At 64.3% G+C, this 23,985-nt stretch carries 17 protein-coding genes; 9 read left to right on the top strand and 8 right to left on the bottom strand.

All coding sequences use genetic code 11. The annotated features are described in order from the left end of the window. Positions 1 to 63: 63 nt before the first annotated feature. The gene (locus ACT3TS_RS02405; protein ID WP_444529888.1) at positions 64 to 2,394 is read right to left on the bottom strand and encodes a DEAD/DEAH box helicase; all 2,331 of its coding nucleotides are present in this window, start codon (positions 2,392 to 2,394) and stop codon (positions 64 to 66) included. 24 nt (positions 2,395 to 2,418) lie between these two features. After that, positions 2,419 to 3,132, bottom strand: a complete 714-nt coding sequence (locus tag ACT3TS_RS02400) for a GNAT family N-acetyltransferase (RefSeq protein ID WP_444529887.1) — start codon at positions 3,130 to 3,132, stop codon at positions 2,419 to 2,421. 75 nt (positions 3,133 to 3,207) lie between these two features. Here ACT3TS_RS02400 and trhO point away from each other — a divergent pair, with 75 nt between their 5' ends. After that, entirely contained in the window at positions 3,208 to 4,101 is an 894-nt protein-coding gene (gene trhO, locus ACT3TS_RS02395) for an oxygen-dependent tRNA uridine(34) hydroxylase TrhO (protein ID WP_444529886.1), read from the top strand. A gap of 103 nt (positions 4,102 to 4,204) precedes the next feature. Here trhO and srmL read toward each other — a convergent pair whose 3' ends face one another. Further along, positions 4,205 to 5,323: a PheS-related mystery ligase SrmL gene (gene srmL, locus ACT3TS_RS02390; protein ID WP_444529885.1), complete on the bottom strand. Its 1,119-nt coding sequence runs from the start codon at positions 5,321 to 5,323 to the stop codon at positions 4,205 to 4,207. 186 nt (positions 5,324 to 5,509) lie between these two features. Here srmL and ACT3TS_RS02385 point away from each other — a divergent pair, with 186 nt between their 5' ends. The 7 genes from ACT3TS_RS02385 to proC all read left to right on the top strand — a co-directional run bounded on the left by ACT3TS_RS02385 (position 5,510) and on the right by proC (position 18,119). After that, positions 5,510 to 7,156: a DUF7059 domain-containing protein gene (locus ACT3TS_RS02385; RefSeq protein WP_444529884.1), complete on the top strand. Its 1,647-nt coding sequence runs from the start codon at positions 5,510 to 5,512 to the stop codon at positions 7,154 to 7,156. Positions 7,157 to 7,314: 158 nt separating this feature from the next. Continuing rightward, the gene (locus ACT3TS_RS02380; RefSeq protein WP_444529883.1) at positions 7,315 to 8,064 is read left to right on the top strand and encodes an MgtC/SapB family protein; all 750 of its coding nucleotides are present in this window, start codon (positions 7,315 to 7,317) and stop codon (positions 8,062 to 8,064) included. 137 nt (positions 8,065 to 8,201) lie between these two features. Beyond that, positions 8,202 to 10,970 (top strand): type I DNA topoisomerase, encoded by a 2,769-nt coding sequence (gene topA / locus ACT3TS_RS02375; protein ID WP_444529882.1) that lies wholly within the window; start codon positions 8,202 to 8,204, stop codon positions 10,968 to 10,970. Positions 10,971 to 11,290: 320 nt separating this feature from the next. Then, positions 11,291 to 14,788, top strand: a complete 3,498-nt coding sequence (locus ACT3TS_RS02370; RefSeq protein WP_444529881.1) for a family 20 glycosylhydrolase — start codon at positions 11,291 to 11,293, stop codon at positions 14,786 to 14,788. A 172-nt stretch (positions 14,789 to 14,960) separates the two neighbouring features. Beyond that, on the top strand, positions 14,961 to 15,947 hold the full coding sequence (locus ACT3TS_RS02365) for a Ppx/GppA phosphatase family protein (protein WP_444529880.1): 987 nt from the start codon (positions 14,961 to 14,963) through the stop codon (positions 15,945 to 15,947). A 6-nt stretch (positions 15,948 to 15,953) separates the two neighbouring features. Next, positions 15,954 to 16,799, top strand: coding sequence for a sugar phosphate isomerase/epimerase family protein (locus tag ACT3TS_RS02360; protein WP_444529879.1), 846 nt, complete (start codon positions 15,954 to 15,956; stop codon positions 16,797 to 16,799). A 480-nt stretch (positions 16,800 to 17,279) separates the two neighbouring features. Then, entirely contained in the window at positions 17,280 to 18,119 is an 840-nt protein-coding gene (gene proC, locus ACT3TS_RS02355) for a pyrroline-5-carboxylate reductase (protein ID WP_444529878.1), read from the top strand. Positions 18,120 to 18,206: 87 nt separating this feature from the next. Here proC and ACT3TS_RS02350 read toward each other — a convergent pair whose 3' ends face one another. Genes ACT3TS_RS02350 through ACT3TS_RS02330 form a run of 5 tightly spaced genes read right to left on the bottom strand, consistent with a single transcriptional unit; the run spans position 18,207 to position 22,124 of the window. Beyond that, positions 18,207 to 18,839, bottom strand: a complete 633-nt coding sequence (locus ACT3TS_RS02350; RefSeq protein WP_444529877.1) for a methylated-DNA--[protein]-cysteine S-methyltransferase — start codon at positions 18,837 to 18,839, stop codon at positions 18,207 to 18,209. Continuing rightward, complete coding sequence (locus tag ACT3TS_RS02345) at positions 18,832 to 19,539, bottom strand: RNA polymerase sigma factor (RefSeq protein ID WP_444529876.1); 708 nt, start codon at positions 19,537 to 19,539, stop codon at positions 18,832 to 18,834. The genes ACT3TS_RS02350 and ACT3TS_RS02345 overlap by 8 nt, the downstream gene beginning before the upstream one ends. Continuing rightward, entirely contained in the window at positions 19,536 to 20,045 is a 510-nt protein-coding gene (locus ACT3TS_RS02340) for a methylated-DNA--[protein]-cysteine S-methyltransferase (RefSeq protein WP_444529875.1), read from the bottom strand. The genes ACT3TS_RS02345 and ACT3TS_RS02340 overlap by 4 nt, the downstream gene beginning before the upstream one ends. Positions 20,046 to 20,095: 50 nt before the next feature. Beyond that, complete coding sequence (locus ACT3TS_RS02335; protein WP_444529956.1) at positions 20,096 to 20,734, bottom strand: potassium channel family protein; 639 nt, start codon at positions 20,732 to 20,734, stop codon at positions 20,096 to 20,098. 40 nt (positions 20,735 to 20,774) lie between these two features. Beyond that, positions 20,775 to 22,124, bottom strand: a complete 1,350-nt coding sequence (locus ACT3TS_RS02330; RefSeq protein WP_444529874.1) for a TrkH family potassium uptake protein — start codon at positions 22,122 to 22,124, stop codon at positions 20,775 to 20,777. A gap of 139 nt (positions 22,125 to 22,263) precedes the next feature. On the opposite strand from ACT3TS_RS02330, the gene ACT3TS_RS02325 reads away from it, so the two are divergent. After that, positions 22,264 to 23,475 (top strand): acetoin utilization protein AcuC, encoded by a 1,212-nt coding sequence (locus ACT3TS_RS02325; protein WP_444529873.1) that lies wholly within the window; start codon positions 22,264 to 22,266, stop codon positions 23,473 to 23,475. Positions 23,476 to 23,985 lie beyond the last annotated feature (510 nt).

The raw sequence follows: 23,985 nt of genomic DNA, 5'->3' as shown, positions 1-23,985 counted from the left end.
AGGATGAGAGCTCGTTCCAACACCGGGATCCGGCACTTGCACCTTGAAAAATGAACAGAGGAATCACGCCGGTGCGTTGTTGAGCAGGATCTTCAGCAGCAAGACGGCGCCGGCCTTGTCCAGGGGATTGTTTTTATTGCCGCATTTGGGTGACTGGACACAGGACGGGCACCCCGACTGGCACTCACAGGCCTCGATGGCGTCCATGGTGGCCTTGAGCCAGACGCGGGCCATGTCGAAGCCCCGCTCGGCAAATCCTGCCCCGCCCGGGTGGCCGTCGTAGACAAAAATTGTCGGCTGCCCGGTATCTGCGTGAATGGCAGTGGACACGCCGCCAACATCCCACCTGTCGCTGGAGGCAACCAGGGGGAGCAGACCGATGGCGGCGTGTTCGGCGGCGTGCAGGGCGCCCGGAAATTGTGGTTCAACGAGTCCGCCGGCAAGCAGCGTTGCATTGTCCAGGGTGAACCAGACCGCTTTGGTGAACAGGTCCCGGGCCTCCAGCTCCAGTGGTTCCTCGCCCAGCACTTCGTTGGAAATGAGGGCCTTGCGTTGGAAGGACACAACCTGGGTTTGCACCTGGACGGAACCAAAATGCATCTCGACGGGACCCCACAACTCGTGTTTTGCCGATTCCAGCACCTCGATCTGGGTGACGTCCCGGGCAGTGGTGTAAAAGTCGGGGGTGCCCCGGCGGACCAGCGCGCAGTGGTCGGCTTCGTTGAGCTCAAGCACCACATAATTTGTGCCCTGGTGAACGTACACTGCGCCGGTGTGGGCCTGGTAATGGGACTGCGGCGAGCCCATGGTTCCCAGCAGGGCTCCGGTGTCAGCCTCAATGATGTTGATGGGTCCGCCGCCGTCCTCGCGCAGGTTCACCATCGCTGCCGCGCTTTGCGGATGTGTCCAGAACCAGCCCGCCGGGCGTTTGCGCAGATAGCCCTGCGCCACCAGCTGGTCAAGCAGGGCTGGGGTGCTGGCATCAAATATGGCCAAGTCCTGGTGGGTGATGGGCAGTTCGGCGGCTGCCGCGCACAGGTGCGGGCCGAGCACATAGGGGTTCGCGGGATCAAACACCGTGGCCTCGACTGCCCGGTCAAAAATGGCTTCGGGGTGGTGCACCAGGAACGTGTCCAAGGGGTCGTCACTGGCCACAAAGGCAGCCAAGGCGTCTTGGCCCGCCCTGCCGGCCCGGCCGATTTGCTGGAAAAAGGAGGCCCTGGTGCCCGGCCAGCCGGCAACCAGCACAGCATCCAGTCCGGAAATGTCAATGCCGAGTTCGAGGGCGGAGGTGCTGGAAACACCCAGCAGGTCACCGGCCCGCAGTGCCTTCTCCAGCTCCCGCCGTTCTTCGGGCAGGTAACCGGAGCGGTAGGCGGCCACGCGTGGCGGAAGGCTGGGGTCGACGTCGTCCAGGAGCCGTTTGGTCACGCTGGCAATGGTCTCGGCGCCGCGCCGGGACTTGATGAAGGCAATGGTGCGCACATGCGAGGACACCAGGTTGGCCAGCAGATCGGAGGTTTCAGCAATGGAGGTGCGCCGGGACTTGGCCCCGTTCTCACCCTTGAAGTCCGTGAGTTCCGGTTCCCACAGTGCCACCGTGGTTGCGCCGTGGGGAGAGCAGTCCTCGGTGATGGTGGTGACGGGTGCGCCGATGAGCCGGGCGAAGGACGTGCCGGGATCTGCCGAGGTGGCGGAGGCCCCAATAAATACGGGATTTGATCCGTAGTGGGCGCAAATACGGCGGAGCCGCCGCAGGAGCACTGCCACATTCGAACCGAAAACGCCGCGGTAGCTGTGGGCTTCGTCGATGACAACGTATTTCAGGCGTTTGAAGAAGCGGGCCCACCACGTGTGGTTGGGCAGCACACCGAAGTGCAGCATGTCGGGGTTGCACAGAATGAAATTGCTGTGGTCGCGAATCCAGCGCCTGTCGGCCGGGGCAGTGTCGCCATCGTAGGTGGCGGCGCGGAGCGTGGGCAGCTTCAGCGAGGTCAGCGCGGCCAGCTGGTCTGCCGCGAGCGCCTTGGTGGGGGAGAGGTACAAGGCAACGGCGCCGTCGGACTCGAGCAGGCCCGGATTTTCAGTCACCCGCAGCGCGGCCCTGTGGACGGCGTCAATGGCGGGCAGCTGATAGGCAAGAGATTTTCCGGACGCAGTGCCGGTGGCGATAACTGTGTGCCGGCCGTCATGGGCGGCGTTGGCGCCTGCCACCTGGTGGCGCCACGGTTCGGTGACGCCAAGGAAGGAATACGCGCTGACAAGGTCGGGGTGGACCCAGTCCGGCCACGGCTCGTTGACTGCCTCCCGGGCAGGAATTCTGCGAACATGCTGCAATTGCGCAGGGTTCGGTCCTCCGCCGAGCAGCGAGATCAACGAATTATTGGTGGGCACCCCATCATTGTCCCACCGCGCCCGTCACAGCCTGGCCAGCTCAGCCAACCGTTCCTTGGGCACCAGGATCGTGACGGGGCTCAGTCCGGCCCAGCCAAGTTTGCTGTACAGGCGCTGTCCGCTGGTGCTGGCCACCAGCAATCCAGTGGTGACAGGGTAGTCCAGGGCCCTCGCGGTCAGGGTTTTCATCATGAGCATCCCGAAGCCGCGACGGCGGTGTGCGGGATGGGTCTTCAGCCCGTCAAAGATTGCGTGGTCACCATAGATGCCCACTTTGCCGCTGGCCATGACTGTTTCACCGCGCACAATGGCCACTGAAAATCGGGCCTGGCATGCAGAGGCGCTGCGCTTGCCCCCAATGTCCTTGACGACCAGCGCCAACTCGGGATCACCGAGGAACGGATCCTGGTTGTCCTGGTTGTCCATGTCGCACACCATGAGCTGCTCAGAGGTTGAGATCATTCCCATGCCGCACTTGTGTGCCAATTTCACGTAGTCGTGCACATTGGGTCCGATGACGCACAGGGCCCGTCGGGCCGAGGCCGTCACTTCCGCTGCCAAGGCGGTAAAGGCGGCGGGTGCAGGGTCGCAGGTGAAGTACTCCCAGTCTCCGCTGCGGTCAAGGCGCAACGCGGCCCAGTACCCCGGCCCGGTGCGGCTTTGATAGCTCCGCAGCGCACTCCAGCCGGTAAACCATGCTTCCGCATGATCCGTCAGCTCAGTGGAACCTACCATCATGTGTCCAGCCTATGCCCGGACGGCGGGACCGGCCGTCAACGCCGCCATTTGGTCGCACAAAGTAGGATTTAATACGTGTCGATGAACAAAATTGTGCTCTTTTACGGCTTTACCCCCCTGAGTGATCCGGAAGCGATCAAGCTGTGGCAGCGTGCCCTGTGCGAGAAGTTGAGCCTCAAGGGGCGCATCATCATCTCCAAGGACGGCATCAACGCCACGGTTGGCGGTGACATCAAGGACCTCAAACAGTATTTGAAGACCACACGTGAGTACCCCGGCTTCAAGGACATGGACATCAAATGGTCCGACGGCACCGGCGACGACTTCCCCCGCCTGAGCGTGAAGGCCCGCGAGGAAATCGTCAGCTTCGGCGCCCCCGGAGAACTGCAGGTCGATGAGAACGGCGTGGTGGGCGGCGGCACCCACCTCCAACCTGAGGAGCTGCACGAACTCGTTGCCACCAAGGAAGCCGGCGGCGAGGAAGTGGTGTTCTTTGACGGCCGCAACGCCTTTGAAGCCCAAATCGGCAAATTCAAGAACGCCATCGTGCCCGACGTCGACACCACCCACGACTTCATCAAGGAACTCGACTCTGGCAAGTACGACGACCTCAAGGACAAGCCCGTCGTCACCTACTGCACCGGCGGCATCCGCTGCGAGGTCCTCAGCTCCCTCATGGTCAACCGCGGCTTCAAAGAGGTCTACCAAATGGACGGCGGCATCGTCCGCTACGGCGAAACCTTCAAGGACAAGGGCCTGTGGGAAGGCTCGCTCTACGTGTTCGACAAGCGAATGCACATGGAGTTCAGCGACGAAGCGCTGGAAATCGGCCACTGCATCCGCTGCAACAACCCCAGCAACAAATTCGAAAACTGCTCCAACCCCAGCTGCCGCAACCTGAATCTCTACTGCGCCGACTGCGCGAGCTCCCCGGAAACCCTGCAATGCCCGCAGGGCTGCACCGACTGATTCCCGCCTACCGACCTTCCCGTCCTCCCATCCCTTCCCAAGCACGACGTCGGACACCCGACAGGGTGCCCGACGCACCCGCCGCCGTGGCAGGGCAGGCGGGCTAGACCGGGATCAGCTCCAATGTTGGGCCGTCATGCAACGCCAGGTAGACGCGGTTGCGCAGTGCATTGGCTTCCGTCGAGGTGAGCGTGCGCTCCAGCGACTGCAGCGTCAGTCGCAGCAGCACATTGGCCTGGCCCGGCACCAGGCCAAGCCGCGAAACGGCTCCTGCCGGCAGCTCGGCAGCCGGTGTCACCGCCAGCACTGCCAGCCCGGCCAGCACGTCCGCCTCCGCACCCAGAGCGGAACGTGCCGCGTCCCCCAAAACTTCGGCATCGACGTCGTCCGCGCACACCAGGGACAAATCCCGGCGCATGGGAGGCATGGCCGACACCGGGTTGTAGGGCGACAGGTCAGCCATCTGTGCGGCAACCCGGGGATCTGCGGAGCGCAGCAGGCGGATGTCGTCGATGCCCTTGCGCAGCATCAACGCCCGGTCCAGGCCCATGCCCAACGCCAGCCCGCCCCAGCGCCGAGGGTCGAGACCGGAGGCCCGCAACACCGACGCGGCCACCAGCCCGGCCTCGGCCAGTTCCAGCCACTCCCCGCGTACCTCGACGTCCAGCTGGACCCCGGCCGTCGTGTACGAGTGGGCGCTGGGCACGGCACGCCAGCGCGCACCCGGCAGGACAGCCTCAACCACGGTGCCGAGCATGGCGGTCAGATCGGGCACGCCGAGGAGCCCGCGCGAGCGCAGCCGCCACAAGTCCACCTGGTGCGGGGTGCCCACGTGGGTGCGGTCCACGGCATCGCGCCGGTACACGAGCCCCGGCAGCACCTGCAGGGTGTCGTACCGGCCCAGCTCGGGCAGCAGCGAATCCAGCACCGCCGGCATGCCAGCAGAAGTGTGGCTGCGGAGCATGACGGTGGGGCTGACATGGCGGGAATAGCGTGAATCGCGGGTGACGTCGTGGGGGCTGAAACCGAGCCGGTCGTAGTTGTCGCGCACCGAGACCAGGGGACTGGGGCGGTGTTCGGCAACGGGGATGTCCCAGAGCGCGGCCAGGGCGTCCGTGACCGCGGCCAGCATTGCCGACATGGCGTGGCCGGAAGCGGGTTCGCTCAGGTCGGCGATGGACAGGGCCGAGTGCAATTCGGCAGGGGAAAGATAAGCATGCATGGGTGAATCCTTTGGATATCCGGAAGGCGGTGGGTGGGGACCCCTCAGCCGCTGCCGGATGGACTCAGCGCGTCAGCGAAGCAGCCCATGCGGCCAAGGACGGCCGAGGGCAGGTAAATCGCTGAACAGTGTGCATGCCCCCATGCTACGCCTCTCGGAACCGCCGACACTCGATAAACTGTTCCAATGACTGATTTCGCCACCGTTCCCGACGCCCCGCGCAGCGACAATTTGGCCCCCCTCGCCGCCCTGGCCGCTGACCTCACCACTATTAATTACACGGTCGACGGCGTGGCGGAGCTCCTGGGCGACGACGCCAGCCAGGCACTGGCCCGGGACCAGACAGTGCCGGCGGCGTTGGCGCTGCGGCACAACAACGAACCGTTGGCGGTGGCGGTCAAGCTGTGGCTTTTGGCGCAATCGCCCAGCCGTGAAGAGCTGGCGGCCGCGCTGCCCAGCCTCGACCTGGAAACGCTGTTTTCCCTCGGCCTGCTGGAAGCCGACCCCGACCCGGTCAAGGCGCGCGCCGCCGTCGACCTGCGTCCCTACGGCTGGCCCGCCGCCGTGGAAGGCGGGACGGACACGAATTTATGGGTGGCCAGCGATCTTGGTGCGCACCAGCGACCGGGCGTGCTCCGCAGGGACCACGTCCTGGGCATCGGCCAGGCCTCGCTGACACTGGCCCAGGGCACCATTCGCCGCGACGTGGACCGGGCGCTGGATCTGGGCACCGGCTGCGGCATCCAATTGTTTCACCTGCTGCACCACGCCAACACCGTTGTGGCCACCGATATTTCGGCACGGGCGCTCGCCTTCACCCGCTTCAACCTGGTCCTGAACGCGCCGGCACTGGGGCTGGGTGACGCAGATTTCGACCCGGACAACGGGCAGGCCCGCGTGTCCCTGCGCCTGGGCAGCTTGCTGGAACCTGTCGCCGGGGAGCGCTTCGACCTTGTCGTTTCCAACCCGCCGTTCGTCATCACCCCGCGCCACCGCGGCGAGCAAAGCGCCGACCAGTTCACCTACCGCGACGGCGGCATGGCCGGCGATGCCATTGTTGAGACCCTCGTCCGTGAACTGCCCACCATCCTCAAGCCGGGCGGCACGGCGCAGATGCTCGGCAACTGGGAGATCGCCGCAGGCACCGAAAGCGCCGCAGGCACCGCGGACGACGGCGGCACCCAGTCCCAGTGGCATGCCCGCCCCGCGCAGTGGCTGGCGCCGGGCACCGACGCCTGGTTCATCCAGCGCGAGCAGGTTTCTCCCGGCGGCTATGCCGAAACCTGGCTGCAGGACGCTTCGCAGGGCCGCGATTCTGTGTCCTACGCAGATGCCTATGAGGACTATCTGCTCGATTTTTCCGCACGCAATGTGGTTGGAATCGGTTTCGGCTACATCCTGCTGCGCCGCCCCGCCGAGGGGGAGCAGGCCGGGAATCCACGGTTTGAGGAGATCTTGTACCCCATTGAGCAGCCTGTTGGCCCGCACCTGGCAGATGCCCTGGACCGGCAGCTATGGCTCACGGAACACCCGGCCATCGAGGACGCCTACCTGCTGGTCGCGGAGGATGTGACCGAGGAACGCCACCAGCAACCCGGTGCCGAGCATCCGGGCGTGATCCTGCTCCGCCAGGGCGCGGGCCTGCGACGGACCAATTTGATGAGCACCGAGCTGACCGGCTTCGTCTCGGCGTGCGACGGCGACCTCACCGCGGGGCAGATCATCGGCGCCCTTGCGGTGCTTTTGGAACGTGACGATCCGGAGTTTGCGGAAGCACTTGTCGGCGAGGTTCGCAACCTTGTGCGCGACGGATTTCTGCTGCCCAGCGAGTGACGCGCCGGCGTTCCACCGCCAGTGCTGCGAGAGCGTTTGGGAAAATCACACCAGTGCTGCGAGAGCGTTTGAACAAGGGGAGCGGTAGCGTGGGGTGGGCAGGCTGGCCGGTGGTCGGCAGCCAGTCGGCGGTCAAGGCACGTAGACAGGGAGGCACCATGGTACTTAGTCACAACGCACCCTGGTGGGCGCTGCTGCTGTGCCTGCTGGCCGCCGTCGTGCTTCCCACGCTGATTGGGCTGGAGCGCCAGGCCAGCAACAAGTCCGCCGGCATGCGCACGCACGCCTTGGTGGGGCTCGGCGCCGCCTTGTTTGTGGTTGTCAGCAAGTACGGTTTTTCGGATGTGGTGGAAACCGACCTTGTGAGGTTGGACCCATCCAGGGTGGCGGCGCAGATTGTGTCGGGCATCGGTTTCATCGGCGCCGGGCTGGTGTTTGTGCGCCGAAACAAGGTGCGCGGGCTGACGACGGCGTCGTCCATCTGGCTGACAGCGGCGGTGGGCTCGGCGGCCGGTGCCGGCCTGATCCTGCCGGCCGCATTCGCCACGGGCGCTTACTTTCTGGTGGTGGTGGTCTACGCCAAAGTGATCAACCGGCTGCGGCTGTCCGGGCGGCGCTATCACGTGCTGCAGGTGAGCTATGTGGACGGGACCGGCTCGCTGCGGGAGATTTTGCAGGCATGCACCAGCCTGGGATTTCAGATTCTGGGGTTCACCACACGGTCCCTCGACCACGGAAGCGGCGGTGTCCTTGGCCGGCTGGCCAACGATGAAGCTGATGCCGGGGACCCAAATTTGGTTGAAGTTGAGCTTGAAATTGAGGGGCTTGGTTCCCGCCACGGGCTGCTTGAGGCGTTGTCGTCGCTGCCCACCATCAAGGCGATTTCCTTTGACGACGAAAACGAATAATCAGCCCATTCGGGGCCCTGCCAACGCACAGTTTTTTGACCCCGGTTTCCCAAGCAATACGCGTTCACGGTAAAAATATGGTGAACTAGGCTCTTGGGGACGCCGTTCGTCCACCTTTCATTCCCCGTAGGAGTACCGTGCCCAGCAAGGCAGCAGCCAGCAAGCCAAAGACCGGCAAAAAGCTCGTAATCGTAGAGTCCCCTGCCAAAAGCAAGACCATCGCCAAGTACTTGGGCGAGGGTTTCGTCGTCGAAGCGTCCATTGGGCACATTCGCGACCTGCCGCAGCCTTCCGAGCTGCCCGCGGAGCTGAAGAAGTCCTCGATTGGCAAGTTCGCCGTCGACCTTGAGAACAACTTCAAGCCTTACTACGTCATCTCCTCGGACAAGAAGAAGAAGGTGGCAGAGCTCAAGGCGCAGCTCAAGGACGCCGACGAACTTTACCTCGCAACTGATGGGGATCGCGAGGGCGAAGCCATTGCCTGGCACCTGCTTGAGGTTCTCAAACCCAAGGTTCCCGTCTACCGCATGACCTTTGCGGAAATCACCAAGGAGTCGCTGCAGCGCGCGCTGGGGAACTTGCGCGAACTGGACACCGACCTGGTGGACGCCCAGGAAACCCGCCGCGTCGTTGACCGCCTGTATGGGTACGAGCTGTCCCCCGTGTTGTGGCGCAAGGTGGCGCCGAAGCTCTCTGCCGGCCGGGTGCAGTCCGTGGTGACCCGCATGGTGGTTGAGCGTGAGCGCGACCGCATGGCGTTCCGCTCAGCCAACTACTGGGACCTTGCGGGCACGTTCAGCCCCGTGGATGGCCAGGAGCCGTTCAACGCCAAACTGGCGTCACTGGACGGCCGCCGGGTTGCCTCCGGACGTGACTTCAATGACAAGGGTGAGCTGACCGGCAAGAATGTTGCCCACCTCGACGAGGTTGCCGCGAAGGCACTTGCCTCGGCCCTGCAGGACGTGCGTTTTTCCGTCCGCTCGGTGGAGCACAAGCCCTACACCCGCCGCCCCGCCCCGCCGTTTACGACATCGACCCTGCAGCAGGAGGCCGGGCGCAAGCTGCGCTTCTCCTCCAAGTCGACCATGTCGACCGCCCAGCGCCTGTATGAAAACGGTTACATCACCTATATGCGTACGGATTCATCCTCGCTGAGTGATGAAGCGGTCAACGCGGCCCGGCGCCAGGCCTCGGAGCTGTACGGCCCCGAATTTGTGCCTGCCGCCAAGCGTGTTTACGCGAACAAGAGCTCCAACGCGCAGGAAGCGCACGAGGCCATCCGCCCCGCCGGTGACTCCTTCCGCACCCCGGCCCAGGTGGCGAGTGCGCTGCGTGGCGACGAATTCAAGCTGTATGAGCTGATCTGGAAGCGCACGGTTGCCTCCCAGATGGCTGACGCCAAGGGTTCGACGGCGACCATCAAGCTGGGTGCCACGGCTGCCGGCGGGGCTGCTGACGGCCAGGATGCCGAGTTCTCCGCCTCGGGCACCGTCATCACCTTCCGCGGCTTCCTTGCCGCGTATGAGGAAGGCCGCGACGAGTCCCGCAACGACTCGGATGATTCGGACCGCCGCCTGCCCAACGTCAAGGAAAAGGACGCGCTGACAGCGGCGGAAGTCCAGGCCAACGGCCACGACACGTCCCCGCCGCCGCGCTTCACGGAAGCGTCGCTGACGAAGGAAATGGAAGAGCGCGACATTGGCCGCCCGTCCACCTACGCGTCAACGCTGTCCACCATCATGGACCGCGGCTACGTCCGCAAACAAGGCTCCGCCCTGGTGCCGAGCTGGATCGCATTCTCGGTGGTGCGCCTCCTGGAACTGCACTTCACCGACTATGTGGACTACGAGTTCACGGCCGGCATGGAAACCGGCTTGGACAGGATCGCCAACGGCCAGGAGCTGGGCGCCGACTGGCTCAAGCACTTTTATTTCGGCGGCGACGAGAACAAGGGCCTGCAGGCCATTGTGAACAACTTGGGTGAGATCGATGCACGGGAGATCAACTCCATGCCCATCACCGACACCCTGGTGCTGCGGGTGGGCAAGTTTGGCCCGTATTTGGAGAGCACCGTCCCCACCCTGGATGCCAAGACCGGCGAAATCATTGAGGCCGCCCGTGCCAATGTGCCCGAGGACCTGGCCCCCGACGAGCTCACGCCCGAAAAGGCGCAGGAGCTCATGGACACGGCCGCCCCGGAGGAACGCGTTCTGGGTGTTGACCCGGTTTCGGGCCATACGGTTGTCGCCAAGAACGGCCGCTACGGCCCCTACGTCACCGAGGTCATCCCGGAGATGACGGCGGAGGAGATCGCGAACCAGCCCATTGAGTATTACAAGAACGGCAAGCCGAAGCCGCCGAAGAAGCCCGTTAAGGTTAAACCTCGGACAGGCTCCATCTTCAAGTCGATGAGCGTCGACACCGTCACCCTGGATGAGGCGCTGGCCATCATGAGCCTGCCCCGCGTCCTTGGCGCCGATGCCGAAGGCAATGAGATCACCGTTCAGAACGGCCGCTTTGGCCCGTACTTGAAGAAGGGCTCGGACTCGCGCTCCATCGGCACCGAGGAGGAAATCTTCACCATCACCCCGGAGCAGGCGCTGGAGATCTACTCCCAGCCCAAGCAGCGCGGCGCCCGTGCCGCAGTGCCGCCGCTGGCTGAATTTGGTGAGGACCCCGTGTCGGGGAAGAACATTGTGGTGAAGGAAGGCCGCTTCGGACCGTACATCACTGACGGCATCACCAACATCACTGTTCCGCGCGGAACTGAGGTTGAAGAGCTGACCCGGGAGACCGCCGTCGACCTTCTGGCCGACAAGCGCGAACGCGGTCCGGTGAAGCGGACGGCCAAGGCGCCTGCCAAGAAGAAGGCTCCCGCCAAGAAAAAGGCCCCTGCGAAGAAGTAACCGGCTGCGGGTGGGCCCGCCTCCGGGCGCGGCCTGGCCGCCTCACCGGATCCGGCCCGTCCGGGCCACGCTGCGCAACACAAGAGCCCCGCTCCGGCGGGGCTTTTGTGCGTCCGGACGTATTTCACTTTCTGGTTGAGAATGTTTGGAAATGTTTGAATGGGCGAAAATGATATCGGTAACATATGGATTTTCTTTAATGGTACCCGTAACATAGCTCACATGGCCCCCGGTTTGTGTTGTGCATCACGCTCCTTGTTTCTCTGCTGCAAACCTGGGTTCCCGAGTCCATCCGACCAATCCAGCTTCCCTGGGGAGATATGAAAATTCGCCATCGCACGGGCCGAAATGCGGTTGTTGCCGCCTTGACGGCAGCTGCACTGACACTGGCTTCCACCGCCGTTGTGCTCCCGGGGGCCAGCGCCGCCGTCGCACCGGCACTTGTGCCCGCCGTTCTTGCCGCCGCCGCGCCTTCCGGGGCAGTTCCGGTGACTCCGGAAGGTGCCCCGCAGACAATCCCCGGCCTGTCTACGTGGACCGCCGGCCCAGGCGAATTCGCACTGGGTGCCGGTGCCACGGTGATCGGTGCCGACACCACGCTGACTGGCGATCTGGCCGCACAGCTTTCGGCGGTTCTTGACCGCACGGTGGCGACGGCTCCTGCCGGCGCCATTGCCGGGGACCTTGAAGTCGCCCTGGACCCTTCCCGCAGCTCTGCCCTCGGCGAGGAAGGCTATGAGCTCGTGGTTGGTGACACCATCAAGGTCACGGGCGCCACGGCAGCGGGTGCCTTCTATGGCACCCAGACCATTCTGCAGCTGCTGACCCAGGGCAGCACCGTCAACAAGGGCACCTCCATTGACGTTCCGGAATACCAGGAACGCGGTGTGGGGCTGTGTGCCTGCCAGATGCAGGTCTCCATGGAGTCGCTGGAACGCACCATGAAGGATATGGCCTACAACAAGCTGAACCAGCTGTGGCTGGAAACCAAGCTGAAGTCTGATGCCTACCCCAAAGCCAACTTCTGGTCCTACTACACCAAGGCGGAGGCCGCCCAGATCTCTGAATGGGCGAAGAAGTACCACATTGCACTGGTGCTGGAAGTAAACTCTCCCGGACATATGCGCCCCTGGTTGTACAACTACCCAGAGCTGCAGCTGGTGAACAACGCCGGCCAGAAGAAGGAAAATCAGCTTGACATCAGCAAGCCGGAAGCCTTTGAAATGGTCACCACGCTGGCAGACGAATACGCCGCTGCCTTCCCCGACCAGCCTTATTGGCACATGGGCGGCGATGAGTACATGATGGGCGACGGCTACGCCAATTACTCGCAGTTTGCAGACTTTGTCGCCGCCGACCCGGACATCTTCCCGGCAGGCTCTGGCCCAGGCGACGTCTTCATCTGGTTCATGAACAAGGTCAATGCCCACGTCAAATCCACCGGCAAGACCCTGCGTATCTGGAACGACGGCGTCCCGTCCACCAGCACCATTCAGCTGGACAAGGACATCGTCGTTGAGCACTGGCTCAACTCTGGACCCACGCCGCAGGCACTCCTGGATGCTGGGCACGACGTGCAGAACTCAGCCCAGCGCCTCTACTTCAATCGCCCCGGCGCCTACAACGTCAACCTGGCCAGCCTCTGGTCCTCCGGATGGACTCCTCGGACGTTCGACGGCGGCACAACGGTGACCGACGTTGAGGGCGGCGGCAAGGTTTTGGGTGCCAAGCTGTCGGCTTGGCCGGATGACACCACCGCAGCCACGGAGGGCATGGTGGAGGAGCAGTTGTTCGCCACGATGCGGTTCCTTGGCCAGGCCACGTGGGGCAGCCCCAAGCCCACCGCCGACTACGCCAAGTTCAGCACGCTCACGAACAATCTGGGCCGTGTCCCCGGCTACAATTCCTACGTTCGTACGCCCGTCGGTGATGGCGGCTACTCCATTGCCACCGCAGGACAATCCGTCAATGCCGGCGAAACTGCCGTGACCCTGACCGCTGACGCAGGAGACACCTGGCAGTTGGCAGCCACCGATGACAACTACTACAAGATCAGCACCGACGCCGGCCAGTGCCTCACCATGGATGGTGGCGTGCTTTGGCTGAATGCCCCGATGGAGCAAAACCTGGCTCCGTCGCTGGTGGATTGCACCGCGAGCAACCGCAGGATCAACAACCTGCAGAAGTGGGAAATCCTTGCAACTGACGGTGGCTACAAGATCCGCAATGCCATTACGCAGATGCCTCTCAGCGTCAATGCGGAGGGGGCGCTGACGCAGCAGCCAGCAGATGTGAGTGCTGCCAGCCTGTTTACCCTCGCCGGTGAAGTGTCCACCAACGTGGCTGCACCCTCCCGTGCAGTGGCGGGAACACCCGGCGCCGTCACGGTAACTGTCGACAACCGCACCGCAGTCGACATGGCCGACACCGTGGTGACACCCGCGGTGCCGGCCGGCTGGACGGTCGAACCGGCCTCCATCACCTTGGGTGGCGTGGCGGCGGGAGCCACCAAGACGGCAGCGTTCACAGTGACACCGGCCGGTGACGCCAACTTCGGGGAATTTACAGTCTCTGCGGCCACCTCCTACACATCAGGCTCGGAATCGCTTGTCAGCAACGCAAGTGCCAAGGGATTGCTGACCTGTTCGGCGGAGCCGGTGCGCCCGGTTGCTGCAGACGTGGACAGCTTCAACAATGCCCAAGGCGAGATCACACCCGGGGCCAACGCGATTGACGGCGACCCCAACACGTTCTGGGGCACTCCGTGGACGCCCTCGAATGTCCCGATGCCGCATACCATCCAGGTTGATCTGGGCAGGGAAATGAGCGTCTGCGCCATTAACCTGCTGCCGCGTCAGGGCAGTTCTTCCGGTGCCATCAATGGACGCATCCTGGGCTATGAGGTGTACCTCAGCAACAGCAAGGACGAGCCCGGCGCCAAGATTGCCGAGGGTGAATTCCCCAACAGCAATGCGTGGCAGACAGTGGTTCTGGAGACGCCGTCGGCAGGTCAGTTCCTGACGGTGAAGGCGCTTTCGGAGCAGGCAGGCCAGCCGTGGACGACACTCGCCGAGCTCACAGTCGATGCGGACGAGGTGTCCGTTGAGCCGACTGAACAGCCTACTGAGGAGCCGACGACGGAACCTACAGTTGAGCCCACTGAGGAACCGACAGTGGAGCCGACTTTGGATCCAACGACGGAGCCCACTGTGGAGCCGACTGTGGATCCAACGACGGAGCCCACTGACGAACCGACTGTGGAGCCGACAGTGGATCCAACGACGGAGCCGACGACGGAGCCCACTGACGAACCGACTGTTGAGCCAACGGGCTCGACCCCGGCGGGCCCGACAACCACGGTTCCTGCAACGACAGCGCCTGTGACGACGGCCCCTGCAACCACAGGGCCGGTGGAGACAGCCTCTGCAACGTCCGCCGCGTCGGTCGTGGCAAAGGATGTCCGCCAGGGACAGGCCGCGACGTTCACTGGCTCCGGGTTCCTCCCCGGCGAGAACGTGCGGGGAACAGTTCACAGCGATCCCGTTGACCTGGGGTTGGCAATTGCGGACGCCGATGGCAACGTTTCCTTCCGCTGGAACGTGCCGGCCAACTTTGCGGTGGGCACGCACACCGTAACGCTCAGTGGAGAATCCTCCAAGCGCGTAGTGGAGGCCAGCTTCACCGTGTTGTCCAGCAGCGACGAGCTGGCCCGGACGGGTGCCAACACCATGGCGCTCTGGGGCGGCGCACTGCTCATGGTGCTGCTTGGTGCAGCAGCGGTTGTCGGAAATCGGCGTCGCACAGGGTTGCATAAATAAGCACCCCGGCTGCTGCCCGCACATGAAACATTGAAGGCAGCGGAGAAGCGCGAACTAGGCAGGCCCGGCAGTGCAGCAACGTCATTGTTGCTGCACTGCCGGGCCTGTTTGCACAGGTGACTCCCGTGCGCCGATTCGCGTGGAATGGACGTGGAGGGACAATAATGGGCCTATGAGATTAGGCGTACTCGACATCGGGTCCAATACAGTCCACTTGCTCCTGGTTGACGCACGCCCGGGGGCCAACCCCGTGCCATTCGCTTCCCACAAGCGGCCGCTGAGCCTGGTGAAGCACCTTGACGCCGAGGGCAACATCAGCGACGCAGGCCAGCATGAACTGATCGAGTTCATCCTTGAGGCGTGGGAGTTTGCGGCCAAGCACAAGGCCAAGGACCTGCTGGCGTTTTGCACCTCCGCCATCCGGGAATCAACCAACGGTGCCGCAGTGCTGGACCGGGTGCAGCATGAAACCACCATCCGCCTGACCGAACTCACCGGCGAGGAAGAGTCGGCCATGACGTTCTTTGCGGTGCGGCGCTGGCACGGCTGGGGTGCCGGCACCATCTTGAATCTGGATATTGGTGGCGGCTCCTTTGAAATCTCCCAGGGCAGCAACGAACTGCCCGACCTGGCACATTCGGTGCAGTTGGGCGCCGGCCGCCTCACCAGGGAGTGGCTGTCCGAGGACCCGCCCACGGCCAAGAGCGTGAAACGGCTGCGCAAGCACATCAAGGAAACCCTCAGGGAGCCCATTGCCGCCACCCAGGCACTTGGGGTGCCCAACATCGTCACCGGCTCATCCAAAACCTTCCGGGCGCTGGCGCGCATCACGGGCGCTGCGCCGTCGTCCATGGGACCGTACGTGCGCAGGGAACTGCACCTGAGCGATTTGGGGCTCTGGTCACAGCGGCTGTCGGCGATGTCGTGGGCGGACAGGCTGCACCTGCCGGGTGTCTCCGCCGCCCGCGCCCCGCAAGTGCTGGCAGGCGCGCTCGTGGCCCAGACGGCGCTGGAGCTGTTCAACGTGACGAGCATGCAAATCAGCCCCTGGGCGCTGCGCGAAGGACTGATCCTGCGCCGCCTTGACCAGCTGGTGTTTGACGGTCCGCTGGACCCTCCGGCCCATGTTGCCAAGCTGATCAATTCTGAAACGAGGTAGACGCAGATGACGCACCCACCCACGAATTCCGCCGCCGACCACGGCGCCGAGCCTGCCGCGCGGCAGCCCATTCCCGTGGCCCTGTCCACCGCCTCCGTGTATCCGTTGTCGGTCCATGACGGCTTTGCCATCGCGGCCGACCTTGGCTACGACGGTGTGGAGGTGCTGGTGACGCACAACGGCGACAGCCAGGACGCCTCGGCGTTGAACCGGCTGGCGGAGCGCTACGACCAGCCCATCGTCGCCATTCATGCCCCGACGCTCCTGCTCACCCAGCAGGTGTGGGGCAGCGCCTGGAACAAAGTCCAGCGCTCAGCCCAGATGGCCGTGGACGTTGGGGCCGACGTCGTGGTGGTCCATCCGCCGTTCCGCTGGCAAAACGACTATGCGGAAACGTTTGCCCACGGCGTGCGCGACATTGCGGACGCGTTTGGGGTGCGAATCGCCGTTGAGAACATGTATCCGTGGCGGCTTCGCGGGCGCGAGGCGCTGGCCTACCTGCCGCACTGGGACCCTGTCCCGCAGGACTACAGCGATGTCACCTGGGATTTCTCCCATGCGGCGTCCGCCGGGGCCTCGAGCCTTGACGCCGTGAAGGCGCTGGGCGAGCGCTTGCGGCACATCCACCTCACGGATGGCATCTCGCCGTCGACGAAGGACCAGCATTTGATTCCGGGCCACGGCACGCAGGAGTGTGTCGAGGTGCTCCAGCACATCGCCAGCAACGGGTTCGACGGCGTGGTGGTTGCCGAAATTTCCACCCGCAAGGCCAAGGGTGCCGGGCAGCGCGAAGAGTGGCTGGCCGAAACGTTGGAGTTTGCCCGGATCCACCTGGGCCAGAACGCCCCGTAGCTGCTGCCGGCACCAATACGCGGAGAGACGGCGCCGTGGCGGGGGTAGTTGTTGCCATTCGCCCGCGCAAAAGACAACTTTGCAGGTTCCGGGGGTAGTCGTTGCCATTCGCCGCCGGTGTACCAGGTGCGAATGGCAACAACGACCCCCAGGGCCCAACAGCGCAGCCTTAAATGCGAAATCGCCGGAGACATGTCACCAGTGGATGGGGGGAATCACTGGCGAGTTCTCCGGCGATTTGACTGGTCTTCAGGACAAGACCAGTCCGATCATCACTCGCACCCTTTTGAGGTATTTAAAAGATTACGGCCCGCGGTTGAGAATAGCCGGGGCGCCAGCTGTGCGTTTGCCTTTAACCATGTTCCTTTCGCCCCCGGGCGCCGGTTTGCCGGTGGTTAAAGCACGGTGAAAACAGTGCTGAAAGAGGTCTTGAAGCGGTGCCCGGTTGCATGTCGTGCCGCGGCAAAGAAAGATGGACGGATGATGAAAAAAATTGTGTTTCTTGGCTGTGGTTCCATGGGTGAAGCTATTTTGGGCGGCATGTTGGCTGCCGGGGTGTCACCGCAGTCAGTGGTTGTGACTGTCCGCCGGCCCGAGCGGGCCACCGAATTGGCCGCCCGCCACGGCGTCACCGCCATGGCCTCCAACGAAGAGGCTGCGGCCAACGTCGAAGCAGTTGAGGGTGCCAGCGTCGTGATTTTGGCTGTGAAACCCGTGGGCGTCACCGCCATGTGCCGCGAAGTTGCGGACGCCCTGGACTCCAACGCCGTGGTCATCAGCGTTGCCGCTGCTGTTTCCCTGGCCCAGATGGAGGCTGCCCTGCGACCGGGACAGCCGGTTGTGCGTTCCATGCCCAATACGCCGCTGAAGGTGGGCCGCGGCGTGGTTGCCCTTTCTGCCGGTTCCTCCGTCGACGAGCATCATTTGGCGGCCGCCCACGAGGTCTTCGACGGCTCGGGCGTGGTCCTGGATGTTCCCGAGGATCAGCAAAACGCCGTGTCAGCCATCAGCGGCTCCGGACCGGCCTACGCGTTTTACCTGGCCGAAGCGATGGCCGCGGCCGCTGAGGACTTCGGGCTTTCGCCTGAGGTCGCCCAGGTGCTCGCGCGTGAAACCGTGGCGGGAGCCGGCATCATGCTGGCCGAACCGGGTGCCAATGCAGGTGAGCTTCGTCGTGCCGTCACCAGCCCCAAGGGCACCACCGAACAAGCCATTGCCAGCTTCGACAAGGACGGCCTGCCCGGCCTCATCAAGGCAGGCACGAAGGCTGCTGCTGCGCGGGCCGCACAGATCACGGAAGAACTCTCCGCCGCCAACTGACGCGGCATCCCCATTGCTCGGTTTTCCCCGACGCGGCATCACCCAATGCGGCACGGCCCTGGCGGGCTGTGGCCGGGTGATGCCCCGTCAGGCCGGGGTGTTGGCTTCCAAAGTCAGCAACAGCGCCTTCGCTTCCGGGCCGCCCAGGTAGGCGCCCTGATGGCCGTCCGAACGGATCACCCGGTGGCATGGCACCACCAGGGGCAGGGGGTTGCGTGCGCACGCCGTTCCCACAGCCCGCACCGCCCGGGGGCTGCTGGTCAGTGCCGCGATGGCGGCATAGCTGGCCGTGCGCCCGTACCCAATGTCAGGCAGGTGGGCAAGCACTTCGCGCCTGAAACCGTGGGACAGCTGTAAATCCAGGGGCAGGTCAAAATGCCGGCGCCGCCCGGCAAAATATTCCTCGAGTTCCTGTGCCACCGGGTCCAGGCGCGACGGCGCCAACATCACCCGCGGGCTGATGGTTGCTGCCAGTGATTCCAGCACGGCGTCGTGCCCTTCCCGCGCAAAGGCCACCCGGACCAAGCCCGCCTTGGTGCCGGCCAGAAGCAACGCCCCAACAGGGGAGTCCATGGTCCGGTAGGCGACGTCAACCAGTCCGTCCACAGCAGCGGCCCGCCGCAGTTCTTCGGCCAATCGCACCAAAGCCTCGTTGCCCGAATCCGCCACGGAGGCAAATTCGGCGGGCAATTCATGTCCCGGTTCCTCATGCTCAAACATCGTCGGCTGTCCCTTCATTCGGCGCCGGCTCACTCGGCGCCAGCAAATTGCGCAACTTCCTCATGCCATCCGCGGTGGCCCGTCGCGCTGCCGCCTCGGAATTGCCCAACAGTTCGGCCACCAGTGCATGGCGCAGCCCCGCCAGATGGTGGTACACCACTGCCTCCCGCTGTGTGGGCGGCAGCTTGGCCAGCGCCGCCCACACCTCTGCGGCAGCCTCGCCCGCCTCCACTGCCCGGACGACGACGTCCCCGCCGCCGGCACTGCTGTCACCGCTGCCGTGGCCACCGTCGGCATTGACTCCGCCACGGCCGCCGAGTCGGGTCGTGCCTCCCCGCCGATCAGTTCCGGCCGGTCCGCCGCTGTCCACGGGGGTGGGCAGCCGGAGGGCCTTGCGGTGATGGTCGACGGCCTTGTTGCGGGCGATCGAGACCAGCCAGGCTTCCCAGTTCCGCACACGGCCGGAGTCGGGGTACACGCGCAGCGCGGCCAGGAAAGTCTCCTGCCAAACGTCGTCGGCGTCCACCTCGCCGACCAGCCCCCTGCAGACCCGCAACACGGTGGCGCCATGGGCTGTCACCAAGGTTTCAAACGGCGGCAGGACTGCGCGTGCGCCGGAACCTGCGGCGGAACCTGGCCTGCGTGTGCTGGAACCTGCGCCGGAACCCGGCCTGCCGGCGCCCACCATCTTCGCGCTCAAAACAAGGGTTCGGTGTGGGTTCGGGCCGGGTTTTCCAACTCCAGCAGGAATTCCTTGCGGTGCACCCCGCCGGCATAACCCACCAACGCACCGTTCGCCCCCACCACGCGGTGGCAGGGCACGATGATGCTGATGGGGTTGCGGCCGCTCGCCGACCCCACCGCCTGTGCCATGGACGGATCGCCCAGCAGCGCCGCCAGCTGGCCGTACGTGCGCAGTTCACCGTAGGGAATGTCAGCCAGGGCAGCCCACACCCGCTGCTGGAAGGGGCTGCCAAGGGGTGCCAACGGCAGGGAGAACTCCCGCCGGGAGCCGGAAAAATATTCGCCCAACTGCTCCACCGTCGCAGCCAGCACCGGTGACGAGGACGCAGCCACCCGCTCACCCAACGTCGCCAAGGCCGGGCGGCGCCTGTGCTCCGCCATGTACACGGCTGCCAGTCCGGCGTCGTCCGCCACGGCCGTCAGCGGGCCCAGGGGCGAGTCAAAAACCGAGTGCTTGACCATCAGAAATTACCTCCTGCCCTGTAGACGCAGCCCAAGCCAAAAACGTGAGATCAGGGGCGCGAGGCGAACCGTTCGAGCAGGTCGACGTAGCCGGAGACGATGAGCATGTCGCGGCTGGAAACGCGGGTGTTTGGCTGGGCATAGGTGAAGTCTTCGCCCGGCGATTTCACCCCGACCACGGTGACGCCGTACTTGGAGCGGACCTTGGATTCCTCCAACGTGAAGCCTTGGGTTTCCTTCGGCGGGTACATTTTCACGATCGCGAAATCGTCGTCGAATTCGATGAAGTCCAGCATGCGCCCGCCCACCAGGTGCGCGGCACGGACGCCGGCGTCGGCCTCGGGGTAAATGACGTGGTTGGCGCCGATGCGCGTCAGGATCTTGCCGTGCGACTGCGTGATCGCCTTGACCCACAGGTGTGCGATGCCCAAATCCACCAGGTTCACGGTGATGAGCACGCTGGATTCGATGGACGTGCCCACACCGACGACGGCGGAGCTGAAGTCCTGTGCCCCCAGCTGGCGCAGCGCGTCGATGTTGGTGGCGTCGGCCTCGACCACGTGGGTCAGCACGCCGGCCCACTTTTGCACCAGGGCAGGGTCGCGCTCAATGGCGAGCACCTCCCTGCCTTGCTTGACCAGCTGGTGGGCCGTGGCGGCACCAAACCGGCCCAGCCCAACGACCAACACCGGGGAGTTGTGCGGCGGGCGGTTGCTGGAGTCTATTTTGTCAGCCAATGATGGGCCTTTCTTCCGGGTAGTGGTACAGCTGGCGGCGCTGGCGCAGGGCCAGGGCGGCTGCCAGCGTGATGGAACCGACGCGGCCAAAGAACATCATGGCGCACAGGACATAGACGCCCGACGGCGGGAGCTCGGCACTGAGCCCCGTGCTCAGCCCGACTGTGGCAAAGGCCGAGATGGTTTCAAAGAGCACCCGGTCCAGGCTTTCCCCGGAGATCGCCAGCAACAGGCCGCAGGCGATCATGACGAAGGTGGCGCCCATCATGATGACCGAGATGGCCACCCGCATGGTGCCCTGGGGGATGGTGCGGCCGTAGATCTTCACGTCGTTGTCGCCGCGGGCTTCGGCCACGATGGCCAGGAACATGACGGCGAGCGTGGTGACCTTGATGCCGCCTGCCGTGGACGCGGAGCCGCCGCCCACAAACATCAAGGCGTCCGTGAGCAGCATTGTGGAGGAGTGCATCGAGTTCATGTCGACCAGGTTGAAGCCCAGGGACCGGGTCATGACGGAGGCAAAAACAGAGTGGGTGACCTTGTCCCCGACGCTCATGGGTCCGATGGTGTCCGGGTTCGTCCACTCCATGGCCCCCCACAGGATGGTGCCGGCAACGAGCAGCAACAGGGACACCTGGATGGTGAGCTTGGCGTGCAGGGTCCACTTCTTGAAACGGAACCCGGTCGCCAGCAGCACCATCAGCACCGGGAAGCCGAGGCTGCCAATGAACCCGCCAATCATCAGCGGGACCAGGATCCACAGATCGGCCTCGTAGGGCACGACGCCGTCGGAATGGGGTGTGAAGCCGGCATTGTTAAAGGAGGAAATGGAGTAAAAGGCCGCATGCCAAATCGCCTGCGGGACGGACTCGCCCAGGACCAGGAACCGGGGTGCCAGCGCCAGTGCCAGCACCAGCTCGATGGCCACCGAGGTGCTGATGACGATGCGCAGCAGGGTGCCCACCTCGCCGAGTCGCCCGGCATTCATGGCCTCCTGGGCGATGAGCTTTCCACGCACACCCAACCGCTTGCTGACCATCAACGACATGAGGGAAGCCAACGTCAGGATGCCCAAGCCGCCAACAAAAATACCGATCAAAATGACAAGTTGGCCGAAAAATGACCAGTGGAGGGCAGTCGAGACGGTTGTCAGCCCGGTGACGCAGACGGCGGAGACCGCCGTGAAGAGGGCGTCGTGGAAGGTTGTGGGCTGGCCGTCGCGGGAGGCCACGGGCAGGCACAGGGCCAAGGTGAAAGCCAAAATGACCAAGGCAAAGACAATCAACGCCAACCTGGCCGGTGAAGTGTTGGCGACCCTGTCGACAAAATCGCGGACACTCACCACGACTCTTAACGGCCATCGCGGCAGCCACTGGGAAAGTGTCGAATTGGAACTCACCGCTGCGCTGCCCCTCCTGCCATGACGTGTTTCCAAGCCGCGGATACGGCAATTGTGGCCGGACTTCGGTAGCCTGTGATGGATGTCATCCTTCGCCAGCGCAGGGCCAGCGGCCGTCCCGACAAGCATAGTCTGCGATGCGGCCATGTCCGCGTACAATTTCGGGCCAAATCATCCCATGTCGCCCAAGCGCCTTGACCTAACAGCGACGTTGGCCCGGGAGCTGGGAATCTTTGACCTGCCCCAAGTGGACGTCGTGGAGTCCTATGTGGCGTCCGACGACGAACTTGCCCGCGTGCACACCCGCGACTACATCGCCGCAGTCTGCCGGATCGGGGACGACCCAACGCTGACCGACCAGGTCCACGGGCTGGGCACCGAAGACGATCCTGCCTTTGCCGGCATTCACGAAGCCAGCGCCAGGCTGGCCGGGGGATCGCTGGCGGCCGCCGACGCCGTCATCAGTGGAACCGTGCAGCGGGCAGTGAACTTTGGCGGGGGCATGCACCACGCGTTCCCGGACAAGGCCAGCGGCTTTTGCATCTACAACGACGTGGCCCTGTCCATCATGAAACTGCTTGACTCGGGGGTCACGAAGATTGCCTACATTGACATTGACGCCCACCACGGCGACGGCACCGAACGCATCTTTTGGGATGATCCCCGCGTCCTGACCATCTCACTGCACGAATCAGGGATGACACTGTTCCCCGGCACGGGGTTCGCCAACGACGTGGGCGGGCCGCAGGCGGTGGGCACCGCGGTGAACGTTGCCCTGCCGGCCAACACCTCGGATGCCGGGTGGCTCAGGGCCTTTCACGCCGTCGTGCCGCAACTGGTTGAAGCCTTCGAGCCGGAGGTCATCGTCAGTCAGCACGGCTGCGACTCGCACCGCGAGGACGAGCTGACGCATCTGAACACCTCGGTGGACGGGCAGCGGGAGGCGGCCCTGAGCATTGCCGCGCTCGCCGACAAGGTGTGCGGCGGGCGCTGGATTGCGACCGGCGGCGGCGGCTACAACATTGTCAGCGTGGTGCCGCGGGTGTGGAGCCACCTGATGGCGATCGTGGCAGGTCGGCCGGTTCCGCTGCGCACCGCCGTGCCCGAGACGTGGCGGACGTATGTGGCGGAGAAGTACGGGATGATGGCGCCGCTGCTCATGGGCGAGGACGCGGACACCTGGTGGCGCTCCTGGGAAGTCGGGTACAACCCCTCGGACGCCGTGGACAGGACCGTCATGGCCACACGAAAAGCTGTTTTCCCGCTGTACGGGCTCGACCCCTGGTTTGATTAGTCCCCACTTGCAGGCCCGGAAATCGCTGGCGCGATTTTCGGGAACCTGGCAAGCGTGGGCCCCACCCACTTCTCCCAAACTCGGGCCGCTTTCGCGTCTGAAGCTCGGGTCCCTCGAAGTTGGGGGCCCAGCAACTTGCCGGCCCGGAAATCGCTGGCGCGATTTTCGGGAACCTGGCAAGCGTGGGCCCACCCAAACTTCTCCCAAACTCGGGCCGCTTTCGCCCGGGATGGAAATACGCGCCGAAAGGTGCCAAAGCCGCATGATTCTGAGGCTGCTGCGTCGAGAATGGGTCAAGCTCGCGAAACGACCCACAACATCCACCTATTTCGCGGCTGAGGGTCATTTTCGGCGAAACGGGACGCCACACGATACGGCTGAGGGTCATTCTCGGCGCAGCACACACCCTCCGCCATGAGCTGCCCGCATCCCTGCGAAAGGAAACGGGCACGGCGGCCCGTATGTGAGCGAGGCTTCGCCAAAACAGCCCCTGATCTGAGCGAGGACCTG

The organism is Specibacter sp. AOP5-B1-6 (assembly GCF_052376555.1).
Taxonomy (GTDB): Bacteria; Actinomycetota; Actinomycetes; order Actinomycetales; family Micrococcaceae; genus Specibacter.
The sequence above is the reverse complement of the archived record's forward strand: the minus strand, read 5'-3'. Positions and strand labels throughout refer to the sequence as shown.

Bases quoted from the DNA above. Each gene is read 5' to 3' on its own strand.
- ACT3TS_RS02400 (WP_444529887.1), bottom strand. From the start codon at position 3,132: ATGATGGTAGGTTCCACTGAGCTGACGGATCATGCGGAAGCATGGTTT.
- srmL (WP_444529885.1), bottom strand. From the start codon at position 5,323: ATGCATGCTTATCTTTCCCCTGCCGAATTGCACTCGGCCCTGTCCATC.
- ACT3TS_RS02385 (WP_444529884.1), top strand. From the start codon at position 5,510: ATGACTGATTTCGCCACCGTTCCCGACGCCCCGCGCAGCGACAATTTG.
- ACT3TS_RS02380 (WP_444529883.1), top strand. From the start codon at position 7,315: ATGGTACTTAGTCACAACGCACCCTGGTGGGCGCTGCTGCTGTGCCTG.
- ACT3TS_RS02370 (WP_444529881.1), top strand. From the start codon at position 11,291: ATGAAAATTCGCCATCGCACGGGCCGAAATGCGGTTGTTGCCGCCTTG.
- ACT3TS_RS02365 (WP_444529880.1), top strand. From the start codon at position 14,961: ATGAGATTAGGCGTACTCGACATCGGGTCCAATACAGTCCACTTGCTC.
- ACT3TS_RS02360 (WP_444529879.1), top strand. From the start codon at position 15,954: ATGACGCACCCACCCACGAATTCCGCCGCCGACCACGGCGCCGAGCCT.
- proC (WP_444529878.1), top strand. From the start codon at position 17,280: ATGATGAAAAAAATTGTGTTTCTTGGCTGTGGTTCCATGGGTGAAGCT.
- ACT3TS_RS02350 (WP_444529877.1), bottom strand. From the start codon at position 18,839: ATGTTTGAGCATGAGGAACCGGGACATGAATTGCCCGCCGAATTTGCC.
- ACT3TS_RS02340 (WP_444529875.1), bottom strand. From the start codon at position 20,045: ATGGTCAAGCACTCGGTTTTTGACTCGCCCCTGGGCCCGCTGACGGCC.
- ACT3TS_RS02325 (WP_444529873.1), top strand. From the start codon at position 22,264: ATGTCATCCTTCGCCAGCGCAGGGCCAGCGGCCGTCCCGACAAGCATA.